16 protein-coding genes and 1 pseudogene are annotated in these 16,516 nt (G+C 70.4%); 5 read left to right on the forward strand and 12 right to left on the reverse strand.

Going from position 1 to position 16,516, the window contains the following annotated elements:
* Positions 1-182 precede the first annotated feature (182 nt).
* Complete coding sequence (locus ACWD04_RS07120) at positions 183-1,547, forward strand: M20/M25/M40 family metallo-hydrolase (RefSeq protein WP_451128981.1); 1,365 nt, start codon at positions 183-185, stop codon at positions 1,545-1,547.
* 95 nt (positions 1,548-1,642) lie between these two features.
* Entirely contained in the window at positions 1,643-2,323 is a 681-nt protein-coding gene (locus ACWD04_RS07125) for an MBL fold metallo-hydrolase (RefSeq protein WP_451128983.1), read from the forward strand.
* An 18-nt stretch (positions 2,324-2,341) separates the two neighbouring features.
* On the opposite strand, the gene ACWD04_RS07130 is transcribed toward ACWD04_RS07125, so the two are convergent.
* Together ACWD04_RS07130 and ACWD04_RS07135 are read right to left on the reverse strand one after the other, a co-directional pair.
* On the reverse strand, positions 2,342-3,385 hold the full coding sequence (locus ACWD04_RS07130) for an NUDIX domain-containing protein (protein ID WP_451128985.1): 1,044 nt from the start codon (positions 3,383-3,385) through the stop codon (positions 2,342-2,344).
* A gap of 143 nt (positions 3,386-3,528) precedes the next feature.
* A complete protein-coding gene (locus tag ACWD04_RS07135; RefSeq protein WP_451128987.1) occupies positions 3,529-4,503 on the reverse strand; it encodes an ROK family protein in 975 nt (324 codons plus the stop codon).
* 182 nt (positions 4,504-4,685) lie between these two features.
* Between ACWD04_RS07135 and ACWD04_RS07140 the strand changes: the two genes are divergently transcribed.
* On the forward strand, positions 4,686-5,714 hold the full coding sequence (locus tag ACWD04_RS07140) for a LacI family DNA-binding transcriptional regulator (protein ID WP_451128989.1): 1,029 nt from the start codon (positions 4,686-4,688) through the stop codon (positions 5,712-5,714).
* 17 nt (positions 5,715-5,731) lie between these two features.
* On the opposite strand, the gene ACWD04_RS07145 is transcribed toward ACWD04_RS07140, so the two are convergent.
* The 5 genes from ACWD04_RS07145 to ACWD04_RS07165 form a co-directional block, all read right to left on the reverse strand.
* A complete protein-coding gene (locus ACWD04_RS07145; RefSeq protein WP_451128991.1) occupies positions 5,732-7,030 on the reverse strand; it encodes a DUF6986 family protein in 1,299 nt (432 codons plus the stop codon).
* A 172-nt stretch (positions 7,031-7,202) separates the two neighbouring features.
* A complete protein-coding gene (locus ACWD04_RS07150) occupies positions 7,203-8,165 on the reverse strand; it encodes an electron transfer flavoprotein subunit alpha/FixB family protein (RefSeq protein WP_451128993.1) in 963 nt (320 codons plus the stop codon).
* Positions 8,166-8,223: 58 nt separating this feature from the next.
* Positions 8,224-9,009 (reverse strand): electron transfer flavoprotein subunit beta/FixA family protein, encoded by a 786-nt coding sequence (locus tag ACWD04_RS07155; protein WP_451128995.1) that lies wholly within the window; start codon positions 9,007-9,009, stop codon positions 8,224-8,226.
* Between the two features lie 202 nt (positions 9,010-9,211).
* The gene (locus ACWD04_RS07160; protein WP_451128997.1) at positions 9,212-9,718 is read right to left on the reverse strand and encodes a flavin reductase family protein; all 507 of its coding nucleotides are present in this window, start codon (positions 9,716-9,718) and stop codon (positions 9,212-9,214) included.
* A gap of 196 nt (positions 9,719-9,914) precedes the next feature.
* The gene (locus tag ACWD04_RS07165; protein WP_451128999.1) at positions 9,915-10,241 is read right to left on the reverse strand and encodes a TlpA family protein disulfide reductase; all 327 of its coding nucleotides are present in this window, start codon (positions 10,239-10,241) and stop codon (positions 9,915-9,917) included.
* A 219-nt stretch (positions 10,242-10,460) separates the two neighbouring features.
* Between ACWD04_RS07165 and ACWD04_RS07170 the strand changes: the two genes are divergently transcribed.
* On the forward strand, positions 10,461-11,183 hold the full coding sequence (locus ACWD04_RS07170) for a lysophospholipid acyltransferase family protein (protein ID WP_451129001.1): 723 nt from the start codon (positions 10,461-10,463) through the stop codon (positions 11,181-11,183).
* 155 nt (positions 11,184-11,338) lie between these two features.
* Here ACWD04_RS07170 and ACWD04_RS07175 read toward each other — a convergent pair.
* The 4 genes and pseudogenes from ACWD04_RS07175 to ACWD04_RS07190 all read right to left on the reverse strand — a co-directional run.
* Positions 11,339-11,656 (reverse strand): annotated as a pseudogene (locus ACWD04_RS07175) (transglutaminase domain-containing protein); the annotation flags it as partial.
* A 10-nt stretch (positions 11,657-11,666) separates the two neighbouring features.
* Positions 11,667-12,749, reverse strand: coding sequence for a threonine aldolase family protein (locus ACWD04_RS07180; protein ID WP_451129003.1), 1,083 nt, complete (start codon positions 12,747-12,749; stop codon positions 11,667-11,669).
* Complete coding sequence (locus ACWD04_RS07185) at positions 12,728-13,492, reverse strand: SDR family NAD(P)-dependent oxidoreductase (RefSeq protein WP_451129005.1); 765 nt, start codon at positions 13,490-13,492, stop codon at positions 12,728-12,730. The genes ACWD04_RS07180 and ACWD04_RS07185 overlap by 22 nt, the downstream gene beginning before the upstream one ends.
* Positions 13,493-13,518: 26 nt before the next feature.
* The gene (locus ACWD04_RS07190; protein ID WP_451129007.1) at positions 13,519-14,916 is read right to left on the reverse strand and encodes a DUF6421 family protein; all 1,398 of its coding nucleotides are present in this window, start codon (positions 14,914-14,916) and stop codon (positions 13,519-13,521) included.
* 246 nt (positions 14,917-15,162) lie between these two features.
* Between ACWD04_RS07190 and ACWD04_RS07195 the strand changes: the two genes are divergently transcribed.
* Positions 15,163-15,846, forward strand: a complete 684-nt coding sequence (locus tag ACWD04_RS07195; RefSeq protein WP_451129009.1) for a glycerophosphodiester phosphodiesterase — start codon at positions 15,163-15,165, stop codon at positions 15,844-15,846.
* On the opposite strand, the gene ACWD04_RS07200 is transcribed toward ACWD04_RS07195, so the two are convergent.
* Positions 15,834-16,415: a GNAT family N-acetyltransferase gene (locus tag ACWD04_RS07200; RefSeq protein WP_451129011.1), complete on the reverse strand. Its 582-nt coding sequence runs from the start codon at positions 16,413-16,415 to the stop codon at positions 15,834-15,836. The two genes, ACWD04_RS07195 and ACWD04_RS07200, sit on opposite strands and share 13 nt — an antisense overlap.
* Positions 16,416-16,516 lie beyond the last annotated feature (101 nt).

Genomic DNA, 16,516 nt, shown 5'->3' on the forward strand with positions numbered 1-16,516 from the left:
CTCCCGATCCGACCAGTGGCCCCAGTTGCTCACGGCATCCTACGGCGCGTCGCGGCCGAACTCCGCTGTGGGAGGATCAGCCATGAATTCCTCGTACACGCAACGTCGTGTCCACGGCGTCGCCCCCGGCCGCGTACACACCGCGCCCTAGTCCTAACGTCGCACCCACCAGGAGCGTGCCCATGACCGCCCGTCCGATTTCCGAGACCGTTGCCTCGCTGATGCCCCGCGCGAAGGCGGAGCTCGCCGAGCTGGTGGCCTTCCGGTCGGTGGCGGATCCCGCGCAGTTCCCCAGGAGCGAGTGCGAGGCGGCGGCCGACTGGGTCGCCGACGCCTTGCGTGCCGAGGACTTCCAGGACGTCGCCCTGCTCGACACCCCCGACGGAACCCAGTCGGTGTACGGCTGCCTGCCCGGCCCGGCCGGTGCGCCCACGGTGCTGCTCTACGCGCACTACGACGTGCAGCCGCCGCTGGACGAGTCCGCTTGGCTCTCCCCGCCGTTCGAGCTGACCGAGCGCGACGGACGCTGGTTCGGCCGGGGCGCTGCGGACTGCAAGGGCGGTTTCATCATGCACCTGCTCGCGCTGCGCGCCCTCAAAGCGAACGGCGGCGTCCCGGTCTCCGTCAAGGTGATCGCGGAGGGCTCGGAGGAGCAGGGCACGGGCGGGCTCGAACAGTACGCAGAGGCTCACCCGGAGCTGCTGGCCGCCGACACGATCGTCATCGGTGACACCGGGAACTTCCGCGTCGGGCTGCCCACCGTCACCGCCACGCTGCGGGGTATGACCATGCTGCGGGTGCAGCTGGACACCCTCGAAGGGAACCTGCACTCCGGGCAGTTCGGCGGCGCGGCCCCGGACGCACTGGCCGCGATGATCCAGTTGCTGGCGTCCCTGCGGGCCGAGGACGGTACGACGACGGTCGACGGGCTCACGACCGACACCGAGTGGGACGGACTGCAGTACCCGGAGATGGAGTTCCGCAAGGACGCCAAAGTGCTCGACGGCGTGGAGCTGATCGGCACGGGGACGGTCGCCGACCGCATCTGGGCGCGGCCCGCAGTCACCGTCATCGGCATCGACTGCCCGCCGGTGGTCGGGGCCACCCCGTCGCTGCAGGCCAGCGCCCGGGCGCAGATCAGTCTGCGGGTTCCGCCGGGCCAGGACGCCGCCGAGGCGACGACGCTGCTGACCGCCCACCTCGAGGCGCACGCGCCCTGGGGTGCGCGGGTCTCCGTCGAACAGGTCGGCCAGGGGCAGCCGTTCCGGGCCGACCTCACCAGCCCCGCCTACACGTCGATGGCCGAGGCCATGCGGCTCGCCTACCCGGGTGAGGAGATGCAGTCCTCCGGCATGGGCGGCTCCATCCCCCTCTGCAACACCCTGGCCACGCTGTACCCGCAGGCGGAGATCCTTCTCATCGGACTGAGCGAGCCCGAGGCCCGCATCCACGCGGTGAACGAGAGCGTGTCCCCCGAGGAGCTCGAGCGGCTCTCGGTCGCCGAGGCCCTGTTCCTTCGCAACTACGCGGAGTCCAAGAAGGTCTGAGTGCCCGCCCCCGGCCTCTGGAGTACGCGCTGAGCGAAGTCGCCCGGAGCAGATTCACGGGGGACGGGCGGCCTTCTCTCCGTACCTTTCACCGCATGGATTGTGTCGAGGTACTCCCGCAGCTCCACATGTTCCGCTTCCCGATCGGTCAGGCCTACCTCTGGCGTGACGGCGCGGACCTGACCCTGATCGACGCGGGCGACCGGTACGCGGCGGCCGCCATCGGGGACGGCGTGCGCGGACTCGGGCTGGATCCGGCGGGGATCCGGCGGATCGTCCTCACCCACGGCCACCGCGACCACTACGGCGCCGCACAGGAGCTCGCGGACGCGTACGGCGCAGAGATCCTGGTGCACCGGCTGGACGCCCCTGCCGTCCGGGGTGAGGAGCCCGTGCCCGATCCCGTTCCCCACGACTGGGAACGGCCCTTGTACGCCCGTGCGCTGACGGTCCCCGAGGCCCCGCCCACCCGGGTCGACCGCGAGCTGACGGACGGCGAGGAGCTCCCGTTCGGGGGCGGTGCCCGGGTGGTGCACTCCCCCGGGCACACCCCCGGCTCCATCGGCATCCACCTGCCCCGCCACAAGGTGCTCTTCACCGGCGACGCAGTGGCCAGGACGGACCGGGTGATCCTGGGAGTGCTCAACATCGACCACGCGCAGGCCCAGGCGTCCTTCCGCCGGCTCGCCGCCCTCTGCCACGATGTCGCCTGCTTCGGCCACGGTGACCCCCTCACCGTGGACGCGGCGGGTGCTCTGCGGGGGGCCGCGGCGTGACCGGCGGCCTGCTGGCGACTATCGGCCGCCCACGGGCACCCCCGCCTCCAGATTCAGCACGACGGACCGCTCGCGGGCCCGCAGGGCCCATCGAAGCCGCTCGAACCGGGTCGGCGGGAGCATGCCGGCCGCCTCGTCCTCGGTGACGAACCGCCAGCCGCGCAGTTCCGATCCCGGCAGCAGCAGCTGCCCGGCCGCCTCGCCGCGCAGACGACCGCCGTCGAACAGGAAGCGCAGTCCTCCGTAGGCGGGCGGCTTCGGCGCCTCCCAGTCAACCACCAGGAGCTTCGGCACCACGTCCAGGCAGAGCGCGAGCTCCTCCGCGACTTCCCGCATCCCCGCCTGTGCCGGGGCCTCTCCGGGCTCCACGACACCGCCGGGGAACTCCCAGCCGGGCTTGTAGGTGGGGTCGACCAGCAACACCCTGTCGTGTTCGTCGAAGAGCAGAACCCCGGACGCGACGGTCTCCGCACGCGGCTCGGGGGTCTGGACTATCCCGCACTCCCCGGCCTCGCCGGTGCGCAGCGCTGCGGCGATCCGCTCGGCCGTCTCGTACGGGGTGAGAGCGCTGGTGTCGATCGTGTGGGCGTCCGCGGTGATCCACCCGAGCGCCGCCCGGTAGGGCTCGATGTGCTCGTACGCCCATTGCCGGATCCGCTCGCTGTGCTCGGGGTCGTCGGCGGATTCCTCGCGCCCGGCGATCCGTCTCCGCAGGATCGTTTCCTCAGGTGCGAGCAGTACATGACGCACCGGTATTCGCCGGGAGGCGAGGCCTCCGAAGATCTCGTCGCGGTAGTCCTGCCTCAGCAGTGTCATCGGCACCACCAGCACCCCGGAGAGTTCAGCGAGGAGCGCGGCCGCCGTATCGACCACCAGGCGCCGCCATATCGGCAGGTCCTGGAAGTCGGTCACTTCGGCGAGCTTCTTCTGGGGCAACAGCTGGCGCAGCCCCCCGCCGGTCAGTCCGGGGTCGTAGAAGGTGCTGTTCGGGATCAGATCGATCAGTTCGCACGCGGCGCTGGTTTTGCCCGCACTGAACGCACCGTTGATCCAGACGATCACGGGTCCCCCTCTTCCGTAGCCCCCTGTGGCTTGCCCGCATCACCCCGCTCCGGAAACCCCGCAGGGGTGATGTGGTTGCGCCGGAGCCGTCGGAGCGGGGAGCGGCCGTCACGCCGATGGGGGTGACGGCCGTGCTTGCGGCCCTACGGGGCGGCTACGGCCCGCACGCCGTCGGCGGCGTTGGCTGCGGACCGGACCGTCGAGGCCGCGGCCGCGGCGCCGACCAGGCCCGCGTCGGTGCCCATCAGCGCGGAGGCCACGGTGAGGTTTTGGACGAAGGAGAGCGTGGCGTAGTCGCGCAGGGACTTGCGCAACGGCGCGAAAAGCACCTCGCCGGCACCCGCGACTCCCCCTCCGATCACGGCGATGTCGATGTCGGTCAGGGTTGCCGTGGCCGCGATCCCGGCGGCGAGTGCCTGGGCGGCCCGCTCGAAGGACGCGGCCGCGACCGGGTCTCCTGCCCGCGCGGCAGCGGCCACCGCGGCGGCCGTCGCATCGCCGTCCGGGCCGGGGCTCCAGCCGTTCTCCAGGGCCCGCCGCGCGATGTTCGGCCCGCTGGCGAGACGTTCCACGCAGCCACGCGCGCCGCAGGGGCAGGAGTCGCCGTCCAGGTCGACGCTGATGTGACCGATGTGACCGGCATTGCCCGAGGGACCCGGATGCAGCTTTCCGCCGAGTACGAGTCCCCCGCCGACGCCGGTGGAGACGACCAGGCACAGCGCGTTGTCGTAGCCCCGGGCGGCGCCCAGCCAGTGCTCGGCCGCCGTCATCGCGACTCCGTCGCCGACCAGCGCGACCGGCAGCCCGCCGGTTGCCGCGGCCACCCGGTCCACCAGCGGAAAGCCGCGCCAGCCCGGGACGTTCACCGGGCTGACCGTGCCGGCCGAGGCGTCCACGGGCCCGGCACTGCCGATGCCGACCGCACGCGCGCGGATCCACAGCGGGCAGGCCATCAACTCCGCCAGGACATCGTCCACCGCACCCATCACGGCCTCGGCACCCTCGCGTGCGGGCGTCGGGCGCTGCGCCCGTACCAGAAGGGTTCCGCCGCCGTCCACCAACGCCCCGGCGATCTTGGTACCGCCGATGTCGAGCGCGGCGACGAGGTCGGTATGCATCGGTGTGGACTCTCCGGAGGGGTGAGGCGCAGGACGTGCGACTTGAGTCGGACGGTCCACTCAGTCTCCATTCTCTTGACAACGTTGTCCAGGGCCTATGCTCGACGCCACAGCATCCGGCCCCTCCCCGGCACCACCGGTGAAGCCGGAATCATCCGTTCCCGACGACAGGACAGCGCACCGTGGCCGAGACCGCCCGCCATTCCGAGTCCCGCTACGGCAACAGGCCGACCATGAAGGACGTGGCAGCCCGAGCCGGAGTAGGCCTCAAGACGGTCTCACGCGTGGTGAACAGCGAGCCCGGCGTCACCCCCGACACCGAGCGGCGCGTCCAGGAGGCCATCGAAGCCCTCGGGTTCCGCCGCAACGACAGCGCGCGCGTCCTGCGCAAGGGCCGCACCGCGTCCATCGGCCTCGTGCTGGAGGACCTCGCCGACCCCTTCTACGGCCCGCTGAGCCGCGCCGTGGAGGAGGTGGCCCGCGCGCACGGCGCACTGCTGATCAACGGCTCCAGCGCCGAGGACCCGGAGCGCGAGCAGGAGCTCGTCCTCGCGCTCTGTGCCCGCCGGGTGGACGGCCTCATCGTGATCCCGGCAGGCGACGACCACCGCTATCTGGAGCCCGAGATGAAGGCGGGCATCGCCACCGTGTTCGTCGACCGTCCGGCGGGCCGGGTGGACGCGGACATGGTTCTCTCGGACAGCTTCGGCGGAGCACGTGCGGGGGTCGCCCACCTGATCGCGCACGGCCACCGCAGGATCGGCTTCATCGGCGACCAGCCGCGCATCCACACCGCGAAGGAACGACTGCGCGGATACCACACAGCCCTGGCCGACGCCGGGGTCGAGGTCCAGGACGCCTGGGTCTCCCTCGGCCCGACCGACCCGGCCCGGGTCAGGGCTGCCACCGAGGCCATGCTGACCGGCCCGGAGCCGGTGACCGCGCTCTTCGCGGGCAACAACCGGGTGACGGTCACCGTCGTCCGCGTCCTCGCCGAGTGCGACCGCAGGATCGCCCTGGTCGGCTTCGACGACATCGAACTCGCCGACCTGCTCGGCATCACGGTGATCTCGCAGGATGCCGCAGCGGTCGGCCGTACGGCGGCGGAACACCTGTTCCGCCGCCTCGACGGCGCCGCTCACGCCCCGGCCAGGGTGGAGCTCCCCACCCGGCTCGTCCCGCGCGGCTCGGGGGAACTCCCGCCCGCTTGAACGCTCACAGCCGATGCCTACGGCGCCGTCACCGTCAGCCCGTCGCGGCGCGGTGAGGCGAAAGCGTCCAGGTCCGCGCGGGTCAGACCGGTGAGGCCGGTGACCTCCGCGGTGTCCAGGGCACCGCAGTCGACGCCGCGGAGCAGGTAGCCGCCGAGCGCCTTGGCGGTGGCGGGCTCGTCCATGACGTCACCGCCGGCCTTGGCCACATAGGCGGCGAGCCGGGACGCGGCCTGGCCGAGGCCCTCGCGGTAGAAGGTGTAGACGGCGGCGTACCGAGTGGGCAGATGCCCCGGGTGCATGTCCCAGCCCTGGTAGTAGGCGCGGGCCAGAGCGCGGCGGGTGAGGCCGTAGTGCAGCCGCCAGGCGTCGTGGACCTGCTGGGCGGGACCGACCGGCAGAACGTTCGTGGAGCCGTCGCAGACCCGCACACCGGTGCCGGCCGCCGCGACCTGCATGACGGCCTTGGCGTGGTCGGCGGCGGGGTGGTCCCCGGCCTGGTAGGCGGGGCTGACTCCGACACAGGCGCTGTAGTCGAAGGTCCCGTAGTGCAGACCGGTCGCCCGGCCCCGGGCGGCGTCGATCATGCGGGCCACGGCGGCGGTGCCGTCCGCCGCCAGGATGGACTGACTGGTCTCGATCTGGATCTCGAACCCGAGGCGCCCGGCGGGCAGACCATGGACCTCCTCGAAAGCCTCGAGCAGGCGCACGAAGGCGGTGACCTGTTCGGGGTACGTCACTTTGGGCAAGGTCAGGACGAGTCCGTCGGGCAGGCCACCGGCCCGCATCAGGCCGGTGAGGAAGATGTCCGTGGTGCGGATGCCCCGGTCACGCACGGCGGCCTCCATGCACTTCATCCGGATGCCCATGTACGGAGCGGCGGTCCCGTCGCCGTACGCCTCGGCGACCAGACGCGCCGCGCGGGCGGCGGCCTCGTCCTCCTCGGCGTCGGGGCGGGGTCCGTAGCCGTCCTCGAAGTCGATGCGCAGGTCCTCCACCGGCTCACGCTCCAGCTTGGCGCGTACGCGGTCATGGACCGGCCCTGCGAGTTCCTGCGGGATGCCGAGGACCGTGGCGAACGAGGCGGCGTCGGGGGCGTGCTCGTCGAGCGCTGCCAGCGCCTGGCCGCCCCAGGTACGGAGGGTGGTGGAGGTGAAGCTGTCGGCGGGCACATAGACGGTGTGGACGGGCTGGCGTGTGCCGGGGTCCCCCGGGTAGCGGCGGGCGAGTTCGGCGTCCACCGACGTGAGGGAGGCCCCGATCTCCTCACCGACCGCGATGGTGAGACTCGTTGCCACCTTCTCCTGCTGAACCATGAGCGCACTCTCCACTTACTCGACATTTCCGCTTCCTGGAATTCTTCATCCGCAGGGTGAAGTTATAAGCCTCCCGGTCCTGCGTCAATGGTGATCGGAAACGGCCCGGGGCCGCGCGGTGAGAACACCACGCGGCCCCGGGCCGTTTCGTACGGGCAGAGCTCCTGCAGGGTCAGCCCTTGCGGGACTTGACCTCGTCGGTGAGCTGCGGGACGACGTCGAAGAGGTCACCGACGACGCCGTAGTCGACGAGGTCGAAGATCGGGGCCTCTGCGTCCTTGTTGACCGCGACGATGGTCTTCGAGGTCTGCATCCCGGCCCGGTGCTGGATCGCGCCGGAGATGCCTGAGGCGATGTAAAGCTGCGGGGAGACCGACTTGCCGGTCTGGCCGACCTGGCTGGTGTGCGGGTACCAGCCGGCGTCGACCGCGGCACGCGAGGCACCGACGGCCGCGCCGAGGGAGTCGGCGAGCGCCTCGATGATCGCGAAGTTCTCCGCACCGTTGACGCCACGGCCGCCGGAGACGACGATCGCGGCCTCGGTCAGCTCCGGACGCCCGGTCGACTCGCGCGGGGTACGCGAGAGGACCTTGGTACCGGTGGCCGTCGCGGAGAACGAGACCGCGAGAGCCTCGACGGCGCCCGCGGCCGGGGCGGCCTCGACGGCTGCCGAGTTCGGCTTGACCGTGATGACCGGAGCCCCCTTGGAGACACGGGACTTGGTGGTGTACGAGGCGGCGAACGCCGACTGCGTGGCGACCGGGCCCTCGTCACCGGCCTCGAGGTCGACGGCGTCGGTGATGATGCCGGATCCGATGCGGAGCGCGAGTCGGGCCGCGATCTCCTTGGCCTCGGCCGAGGAGGGCAGCAGCACGGCGGCCGGGGACACCGCGTCGTAGGCGGCCTGGAGCGCGTCAACCTTGGGTACGACGAGGTAGTCGGCGAACTCCGGGGCGTCGGCGGTGAGTACCTTGACCGCACCGTGCTCGGCGAGCGCGGCGGCGGTGTCGGCGGCCCCGTTGCCGAGGGCGACAGCGACGGGCTCGCCGATGCGGCGTGCGAGCGTCAGCAGCTCCAGGGTGGGCTTGCGGACGGCACCGTCCACGTGGTCGACATAGACGAGAACTTCAGCCATGGGACTTCAATCTCCTGCGTGCGAGGGAGTGCGGGGCTGTGGAGGGAACGGCCGGGGCTCAGATGAACTTCTGGCCCGCAAGGAACTCGGCCAGCTGCTTGCCGCCCTCGCCCTCGTCCTTGACGATCGTGCCCGCCGTACGGGCGGGACGCTCGACTGCGGAGTCGACCGCGGTCCAGGAGCCGCCCAGGCCGACCTCGTCCGCCTCGATCTCCAGGTCCTCCAGATCCAGGGACTCGACCGGCTTCTTCTTGGCCGCCATGATGCCCTTGAACGACGGGTAACGGGCCTCGCCCGACTGGTCGGTCACGGAGACCACGGCCGGCAGGGACGCCTCGAGCTGCTCGCTCGCGGAGTCGCCGTCGCGACGGCCCGTGACCGTGCCGCCCTCGACCGAGACCTCGGAGAGCAGGGTGACCTGCGGGACACCGAGGCGCTCCGCGAGCAGCGCCGGGAGTACGCCCATGGTGCCGTCCGTCGACGCCATGCCGCAGATGACCAGGTCGTAACCGGTCTTCTCCACGGCCTTGGCCAGGACCAGGGAGGTGCCGATGACGTCGGTGCCGTGCAGGTCGTCGTCCTCGACGTGGACGGCCTTGTCGGCGCCCATCGACAGCGCCTTGCGCAGCGCGTCCTTGGCGTCCTCGGGACCCACCGTGAGTACGGTGACCTCCGCGTCGTCCGCACCGTCGGCGATCTGCAGTGCCTGCTCGACCGCGTACTCGTCGAGCTCCGACAGCAGACCGTCGACGTCGTCACGGTCCAGGGTCAGGTCATCGGCGAAGTGCCGGTCGCCGGTGGCGTCGGGCACGTACTTCACACAGACAACGATCCTCAAGCTCACGCCGGCTCTCCTACTGCATCGTCATTTCTGGGCTGCCTTGTTGCACGCAGCATAGGCGCCTTATCGGGCGGTTTCCGGTCGGGGGCGACCCGGCTCCCGGTGAAATATTACTCGTCAGTACACCCAGTACGTTACCCATAAGCAAGCGCTTGGAACTGTGACGTAGCCAACGAGGCCCACCGTGGCACCCTCCTGTTCGCACTCAGTCTCGCAGAGCCGTGAAACCGCCGTCGTGGTAGACCAGCGGCCGGCCGCCTTCCGACGGGTCCCCGGCCACGACCTCGGCGATCACGATGCGGTGGTCCCCCGCCGGGTGCCGGGCCACCACCCGGCACACCAGCCAGGCCACGACTCCCCCGAGCAGCGGCACCCCCTCCGGGCCCCTGTGCCAGTCGGTGGAGGGGCCGAACCGGTCGGCGCCGCTGCGGGCGAACGTCGCGGCCAGCTCCCTCTGGTCCTCGCCGAGTATGTGGACGCCGACGTACTTTGCCTCCGCGACCACGGGCCAACTGGAGGACGAGGTGCCCACCCCGAAGGAGATGAGCGGCGGCTCGGCGGCGACGGAGCTGAGCGAGGTCGCGGTGAAGCCGACCGGAGCCGCGCCGGCGGCGGTGATCACGGCGATGCCGGCGGCGTGCTGCCGGAAGACGGAGCGGAGAAGTCCGGGGGCAGCCGTCCGGGAGGTGCCGAGGTCGGGCGAGGCCGTCATGGAAAGATCCTTCTGCGAGGAGGCGTACGGGTGCGCGGGTTCTTCAGGCACCCGGACAGCGCGCGCTCGCGTGGCGCGCGAGGTCGACATGGACCCGGCCGAAGAGAAGGATTTCTGGCGGCATTGCTTCAGAGTGGCGATGCGTGGTGTGCACAGTCAAGTGCGTCCCGTCATGTGGGAGGTGCGTCACGGTCCTTCACATCGCCTGCCCCAGCGCGGCGACGACATCCGCGGTACGCGGCTGTCCCGCCGCCCGGCGGACGATGCGGCCTGTCGCGTCGAGCACCAGGACGGTGGGGGTCCGGCTGATGCCGAGGCTGCGCACGAGCGTCAGATGTTCCTCGGCGTCGATCTCGACATGGGCGACGCCTTCCACCATTGCGGCCACCTCCGCGAGGGTGCGCCTGGTGGCGCGGCACGGCTGGCAGAACGCGGTGGAGAACTGCACCAGAGTGGCCCGATCCCCTAGTTCCGCGCCGAGTCGGCCCGCGTCCAGCGTGCCGGCGGCCGTCCGCCCGTCCATCCGGTCCTCCCTCATAGAGCTCTGCGCAAAGGGTCAGCGTCCCGCGGCCGCATTACATTCCCGGCAGATCCACGTGACGAGAATCTCTCGCCCTGGGGCCTTTGGGGCTGGCCACGGCGTCGCACATGGGGCACGATCGCCACAATGCCGAAAACCTACGGCTGCGTAACTTCCGCCGGGAGAACCCTCCCCAGGCATTGAAGAAGGGTCTTCATCCAGATGGCAGAACTCGTCTATCGGCCGGTCATCGGCGCCGCTCGCACGCTGTTCAAGGCGCTCGACCTGAAGATCGACACCCAGGGTTCGGAGCACATCCCGAAGACCGGTGGCGCGGTTCTGGTCAGCAACCACATCAGCTATCTGGACTTCATCTTCACCGGACTCGGCGCCCTGCCCCAGAAGCGGGTCGTCCGCTTCATGGCGAAGGAGTCGGTGTTCCGGCACAAGGTGTCCGGACCTCTGATGCGCGGCATGAAACACATCCCCGTGGACCGCAACCAGGGCGAGGACGCCTACGCGCACGCGCTGGCATCCCTCCGCGCGGGCGAGATCGTCGGCGTGTTTCCCGAGGCGACCATCTCCCAGTCCTTCACCCTGAAGAGCTTCAAGTCCGGCGCCGCGCGGCTGGCCCAGGAAGCCGGCGTACCGCTGATCCCGATGGCGCTGTGGGGTACCCAGCGACTGTGGACCAAGGGGCGCCCGCGCAACTTCCGGCGCAGCCACACTCCGATCACCATCCGGGTGGGCGAGGCCGTGGAGGCTCCGGCCGACCAGTACGCGGGGGCGATCACCCGTCGGCTGCGTGAGCGCGTCCAGGAGCTTCTCGAGGCGGCGCAGCGCGCTTACCCGGTGCGCCCCAAGGACGCGGCCGACACCTGGTGGGTTCCGGCGCACCTCGGCGGTACGGCGCCGACTCCCGCGGAGGCGCGCGAGCTCGGCTGATCCCCCGCGCGGCGGAGGCGCTCCCCCGCCGGGCACCCCCCGCCGGGGGGGGTGCCCGGCTCAGAGCGCGGTCGGCAGGTTCCCGCCCAGTTCCGCACAGTCACGTGAGCTCCGCAGCGCGCGGAGAGCCGCCGTGTGCGGTGCGGCGTAGACCAGACGAGGCTCACACCGTCGCCCCCGATGAGCCTCTGGTAACAGAGACCGGCATGGACGCCCGCCGCCCGCAGCAGAGCGGTCAGGGCATGAGCCTTGGCGTAGCAGGTGCCGGTGCGGACGTCGGAGGCGCGCCAGGTGCCCCGTGAATCCCCCACGTCCGTCGAGTGAGGGATGACGTCGCGGACGTACGCGAAGGCATCGAAGACGTATGTGTAGGCGTCGGCGGTCCCGGAGCCGAGGCGCTCATACGTCTCCCGCACCAGCGGATGACGATGGTCAATGGCCTCGTCAGCAGCGAGATTGCCGGTCGACCGCATAGGTGTGCCGCTACTGCCTGGCCATCTCCTCCTTGAGTGCCAGCACGAAGGCGTCCACGTCGTCCTCGCGGGTGTCGAACGCACACATCCAGCGGACGTCTCCGGCTTTCTCGTCCCAGAAGTAGAACCGGAACCGTTCCTGGAGCCGTTCGGTCACCTCGTGCGGGAGCCGCGCGAAGACGGCGTTGGCCTGGACCGGGTAGAGGATCTCCACACCGTCCACCGACCGGACCCCGTCGGCGAGCCGCTGAGCCATGGTGTTGGCATGGCGCGCGTTGCGCAGCCAGAGATCCCGGGCGAGCAGCGCCTCGAGCTGGACCGAGACGAAGCGCATCTTGGAAGCGAGCTGCATCGACAGCTTGCGCAGGTGCTTCATGGCCCGGACGGAGTCCGGGTTCAGGACGACGACGGCCTCACCGAAGAGCGCGCCGTTCTTGGTGCCTCCGAAGGAGAGGACGTCGACGCCGACCGTGTTGGTGAACGTACGCATGGGTACGTCCAGCGACGCGGCGGCGTTGGCTATGCGCGCCCCGTCCAGGTGGACCTTCATGCCCCGCTCGTGGGCGTGCTCGCAGATCGCGCGGATCTCACCGGGGGTGTAGACCGTGCCCAGCTCGGTGTTCTGGGTGATCGAGACGACCTGCGGCATCGCCCGGTGTTCGTCGTCCCAGCCGTACGCCTCGCGGTCGATGAGCTCCGGCGTGAGCTTCCCGTCCGTAGTCGGAACGGTGAGCAGCTTCAGCCCGCCCATCCGCTCGGGCGCACCGCCCTCGTCCACGTTGATGTGGGCGGACTCCGCACAGATCACCGCACCCCAGCGGTCGGTCAGCGCCTGGAGCGCGACGACGTTGGCTCCGGTGCCGTTGAAGACCGGGAAGGCCTCAGCGGTGGGGCCGAAGTGGCTGTGCATGATCCGCTGGAGGTGGCCGGTGTAGCCGTCCTCGCCGTAGGCGACCTGGTGGCCGCCGTTGGCGAGGGCGAGGGCCGCGAGAACCTCCGGGTGCGCGCCCGCGTAGTTGTCACTGGCGAATCCGCGTACCTGCGGATCGTGATGACGTCGCGCATCGGTCCTTACGGTTGCGGGGTCAGCCACAGACGCTTTCCGTTCACTTCTCCGGCGGGCCGGTCCCAGACTCCGGCGATGGCCTCGGCCAGCTCCGTGACATCCGTGAAGCCCGCGAACTTCGCATTCGGGCGCTCGGCGCGCATCGCGTCGTGCACCAGTGCCTTGACGACCAGGATCGCAGCAGCCGAGGTCGGGCCCGCGTCGCCCCCCGCCTTCCGGAAGGCGTCCGCCAGGGCGAGCGTCCAGGCCTCGGCCGCCGCCTTGGACGCAGCATAGGCCGCGTTTCCGGCGGTGGGGCTGCTGGCGCCCGCAGCACTGATCAGCACGTACCGGCCGCGGTCGCTGCGCTGAAGGACGTCCTGGAACGCGAGCGAAGTCGACTGGACGGTGCGGATCAGCAGCTTCTCCAGGAAGTCCCAGTCGGAGAGGCTGGTGTCCGCGAACCCGGCACTGCCGCGCCAGCCACCCACGAGGTGGACCAGTCCGTCGATACGGCCGAATTCCTTGTCCGTCTTGACCACCCAGTCCCGGGTGGCCTCAAGGTCGAGCAGATCGACCGTGTCCCCGGTGACGGTCGCTCCGCCGTGTCCGTACCGCGCGGCGTCGACGGCCTCCGCGAGCCGCTCGGGATTGGCGTCGGAGGCGACCACGGTCGCGCCCGCCTCGGCGAGGCGAAGCAGCGTGGCCCGCCCCGCAGGCCCCGCCGCTCCGGCCACCGCGACAACCGCACCCTCGAGCGCCCCGCTGTCGGCCCTGCCTGTTCCGTTCATCGCCACCGCCTCCTCAGAACCCACGCTCACGCTGCTGCCCGCCCGGCGTCCGCCGCGGTGATCCCCTTGGTGGAGGCGATCACATGCTTCAGCTTCTTCGAGAGCGCTTCATAGAACATGCTCAGGGGAAACTCGTCCGGAAGCACGTCGTCGACGAGCTTCCGGGGCGGCAGGGTCACGTCCAGGGCGTCCGGGCCCTTGGCCCACCGGGATCCGGGGTGGGGTGCGAGGTAGGTCGCGACCAGGTCGTACGCCGCGAACCAGTGCACGAGCTTGGGGCGGTCGATGCCGTCGCGGTAGAGCTTCTCGATCTCTCCGCAGAGCTGGTTGGTGACGTGCGGGGCGCCGGCCCAGTCGATCTTGAGCGTGTTGTCGGTCCAGCGGACCACGTCGTGCTTGTGGAGGTAGGCGAAGAGCAGCTGGCCGCCGAGGCCGTCGTAGTTGCGCACGCGCTCGCCGGTGACGGGGAAGCGGAACATCCGGTCGAAGAGCACGGCGAACTGGACGTCACGGCCCTGGCCGAAGCCGTCGGCCTCCAGCTTCACGGCCTCCTTGAAAGCGGTGAGGTCGCAGCGCAGCTCCTCGAGCCCGTACATCCAGAACGGCTGGCGCTGCTTGATCATGAAGGGGTCGAACGGAAGGTCGCCGTGGCTGTGGGTGCGGTCGTGGACCATGTCCCAGAGCACGAAGGCCTGCTCGCAGCGCTTCTGGTCGCCGATCATCTCGCGGATGTCATCGGGCAGCTCGACACCCAGCAGGTCGACGGACGCCTCGGTCACGCGGCGGAAGCGCGCGGCCTCGCGGTCGCAGAAGATGCCGCCCCAGCTGAAGCGCTCCGGCGCCTCACGTACGGCGACGGTCTCGGGGAAGAGCACCGCGGAGTTGGTGTCGTAGCCCGCGGTGAAGTCCTCGAAGGTGATGCCGCAGAACAGCGGGTTGTCGTAACGCGTCGCCTCGAGGTCGGCGAGCCACTCGGGCCAGACCATCCGCAGTACGACGGCTTCGAGGTTGCGGTCCGGATTGCCGTTCTGGGTGTACATCGCGAACACGACCAGGTGCTGGAGGCCGTCCGCGCGGTTGCTGGCAGGCTGGAAGGCGAGCAGGGAGTCGAGGAAGTCCGGGACGCCGAAGCCGTCCGCGGCCCAGCGCCGCAGGTCGGCGACGAGCGCGCGATGGTAGGCGTCATCGTGCGGGAGCAGCGGAGAGAGCCGCTCGATCGCCGTGATCACGCGTTCGACGACTGTTCCGGCGGTCACGGCGGAAGGTGCGCCGTCGGCCTCGAAGTCGATGGAACCGTCCTTGGACTGCCAGGGGCGGAGCTCTTCCACGGCACTCTTGAGCGCGGGCCAGGCCGGGTGCTCCACGACCCGCTGGGAAGCAGCTATCGCGCCGGTGGCGGTGGCGTGCTCAAGAATTTCCGTCATAACACTTCCTTCACAGAAGAACCTGGCGTCAAACAACCGTATCCGCGCACGGCCCCTTCGGACAAGCGGAAGGCAGAAAATTATCCTGCCGACCCTCAGCTTCACCGTTGTTTTTCCTGCCACGCATCGGCGCGACAACTCCTTCCACCGTAATGGCAGGGCAGTGGCCGTCCTGCGGGCAAGAACTGGTTGCCTGGGGGCAGAAGCCGCACGGGAGCGCACACGACGGACGAAAGCGGGAGTGCCTTGACTTTTCTCACCATCGGTCATCGCGGGGTCATGGGTGTCGAGCCGGAGAACACGCTGCGCTCGTTCGCGCACGCAGAGCAGGCCGGCATGGACGTCGTCGAGCTGGATCTCCATCTGAGCAAGGACGGCGCGCTCGCCGTGATGCATGACGCCGCCGTGGACCGCACGACGGACGGGCGGGGGCTGATCGCCGAGAAGACGATGGCGGAGCTCCGCGAGCTCGACGCCGGGCAGGGCGAACGGGTGCCCGTCCTCGAGGAGGTGCTCGACGCGATCGGCTCCCCCGTCCAGGCCGAGATCAAGGACGTGGCGGCCGCGAGGGTGCTGGCCGAGGTGATGCTCCGACGCGATCTGGCCGGCCGCGTCGAAGTGTCCTCGTTCCACGACGAGGCGGTCGCGGAGATCGCGCAGCTGGTCCCGGGCGTGCGGACGGTGCTCATCGCAAGCCGCTGGGAAGGCGATGTGGTGGACCGGGCGAAGGCGGTGGGCGCGGCGACGGTCGCCCTGAACATCCGCCGCCTCACCCTCGAGGTCGTCGAGCAGGCGCACGCGGAGGGCCTGAAGGTGATCGGCTGGGTGGTCAACACCCAGGACCAAATGCGCCTGGTCCGCGCGCTGGGGCTGGACGGCGCGACGACCGACTACCCGGAGATCCGGCGCGCCGGCCGCTACACCGCCTGAGTCGCCCCGGGCCCCGCCGCGCCCTGGAGTTCCTTGACCAGCAGCTCGAACGCGAGGTCGTCACGCTGCGGGACGCCGAAACGATCGTCGCCGTACGGGAAGGGCGTCAGCTCTCCCGTACGGCGGTAGCCCCGGCGCTCGTACCAGGCGATCAGCTCCTCGCGGACGGAGATCACCGTCATGTGCATCTCGCTCGCGCCCCAGCTTCTGGCCGTCCGCTCCGCCTCGGCGATGATCACTTTGCCGAGGCCCGCACCCTGTAGCTCCGGCAAGACCGCGAACATGCCGAAGTACGCGGCTTCCCCCCGGCGTTCGAGCTGGCAGCAGGCGACCGGCTCGCCGTCCCGCTCGGCGACGAGTACCCGGCCCGAGGGGGCCGCGAGCACCTCGCGCACCCCGTCGGCGTCGGTGCGCTGCCCCTGGAGGATCTCGGCCTCCGTGGTCCAGCCGGCACGGCTCGAGTCGCCTCGGTAGGCCGCTTCGACGAGTCGCACCAGCACCGGCACATCGTCCTCGGTCGCGTCGCGGAAGGTCAGTTCTGCCTGTGCCGTGGCCGGTGCGATGTCCATGTGGCTTCTCCCGAAGTGTTGCCGATTGCCGCTCGTACTTTCCGAGACTACTAACCCGGCCCCGACAGCCCCTCGCAGGCCCGGGCGCGCTCCCCGAGTAC

It is taken from the genome of Streptomyces sp. NPDC002911, assembly GCF_053591835.1.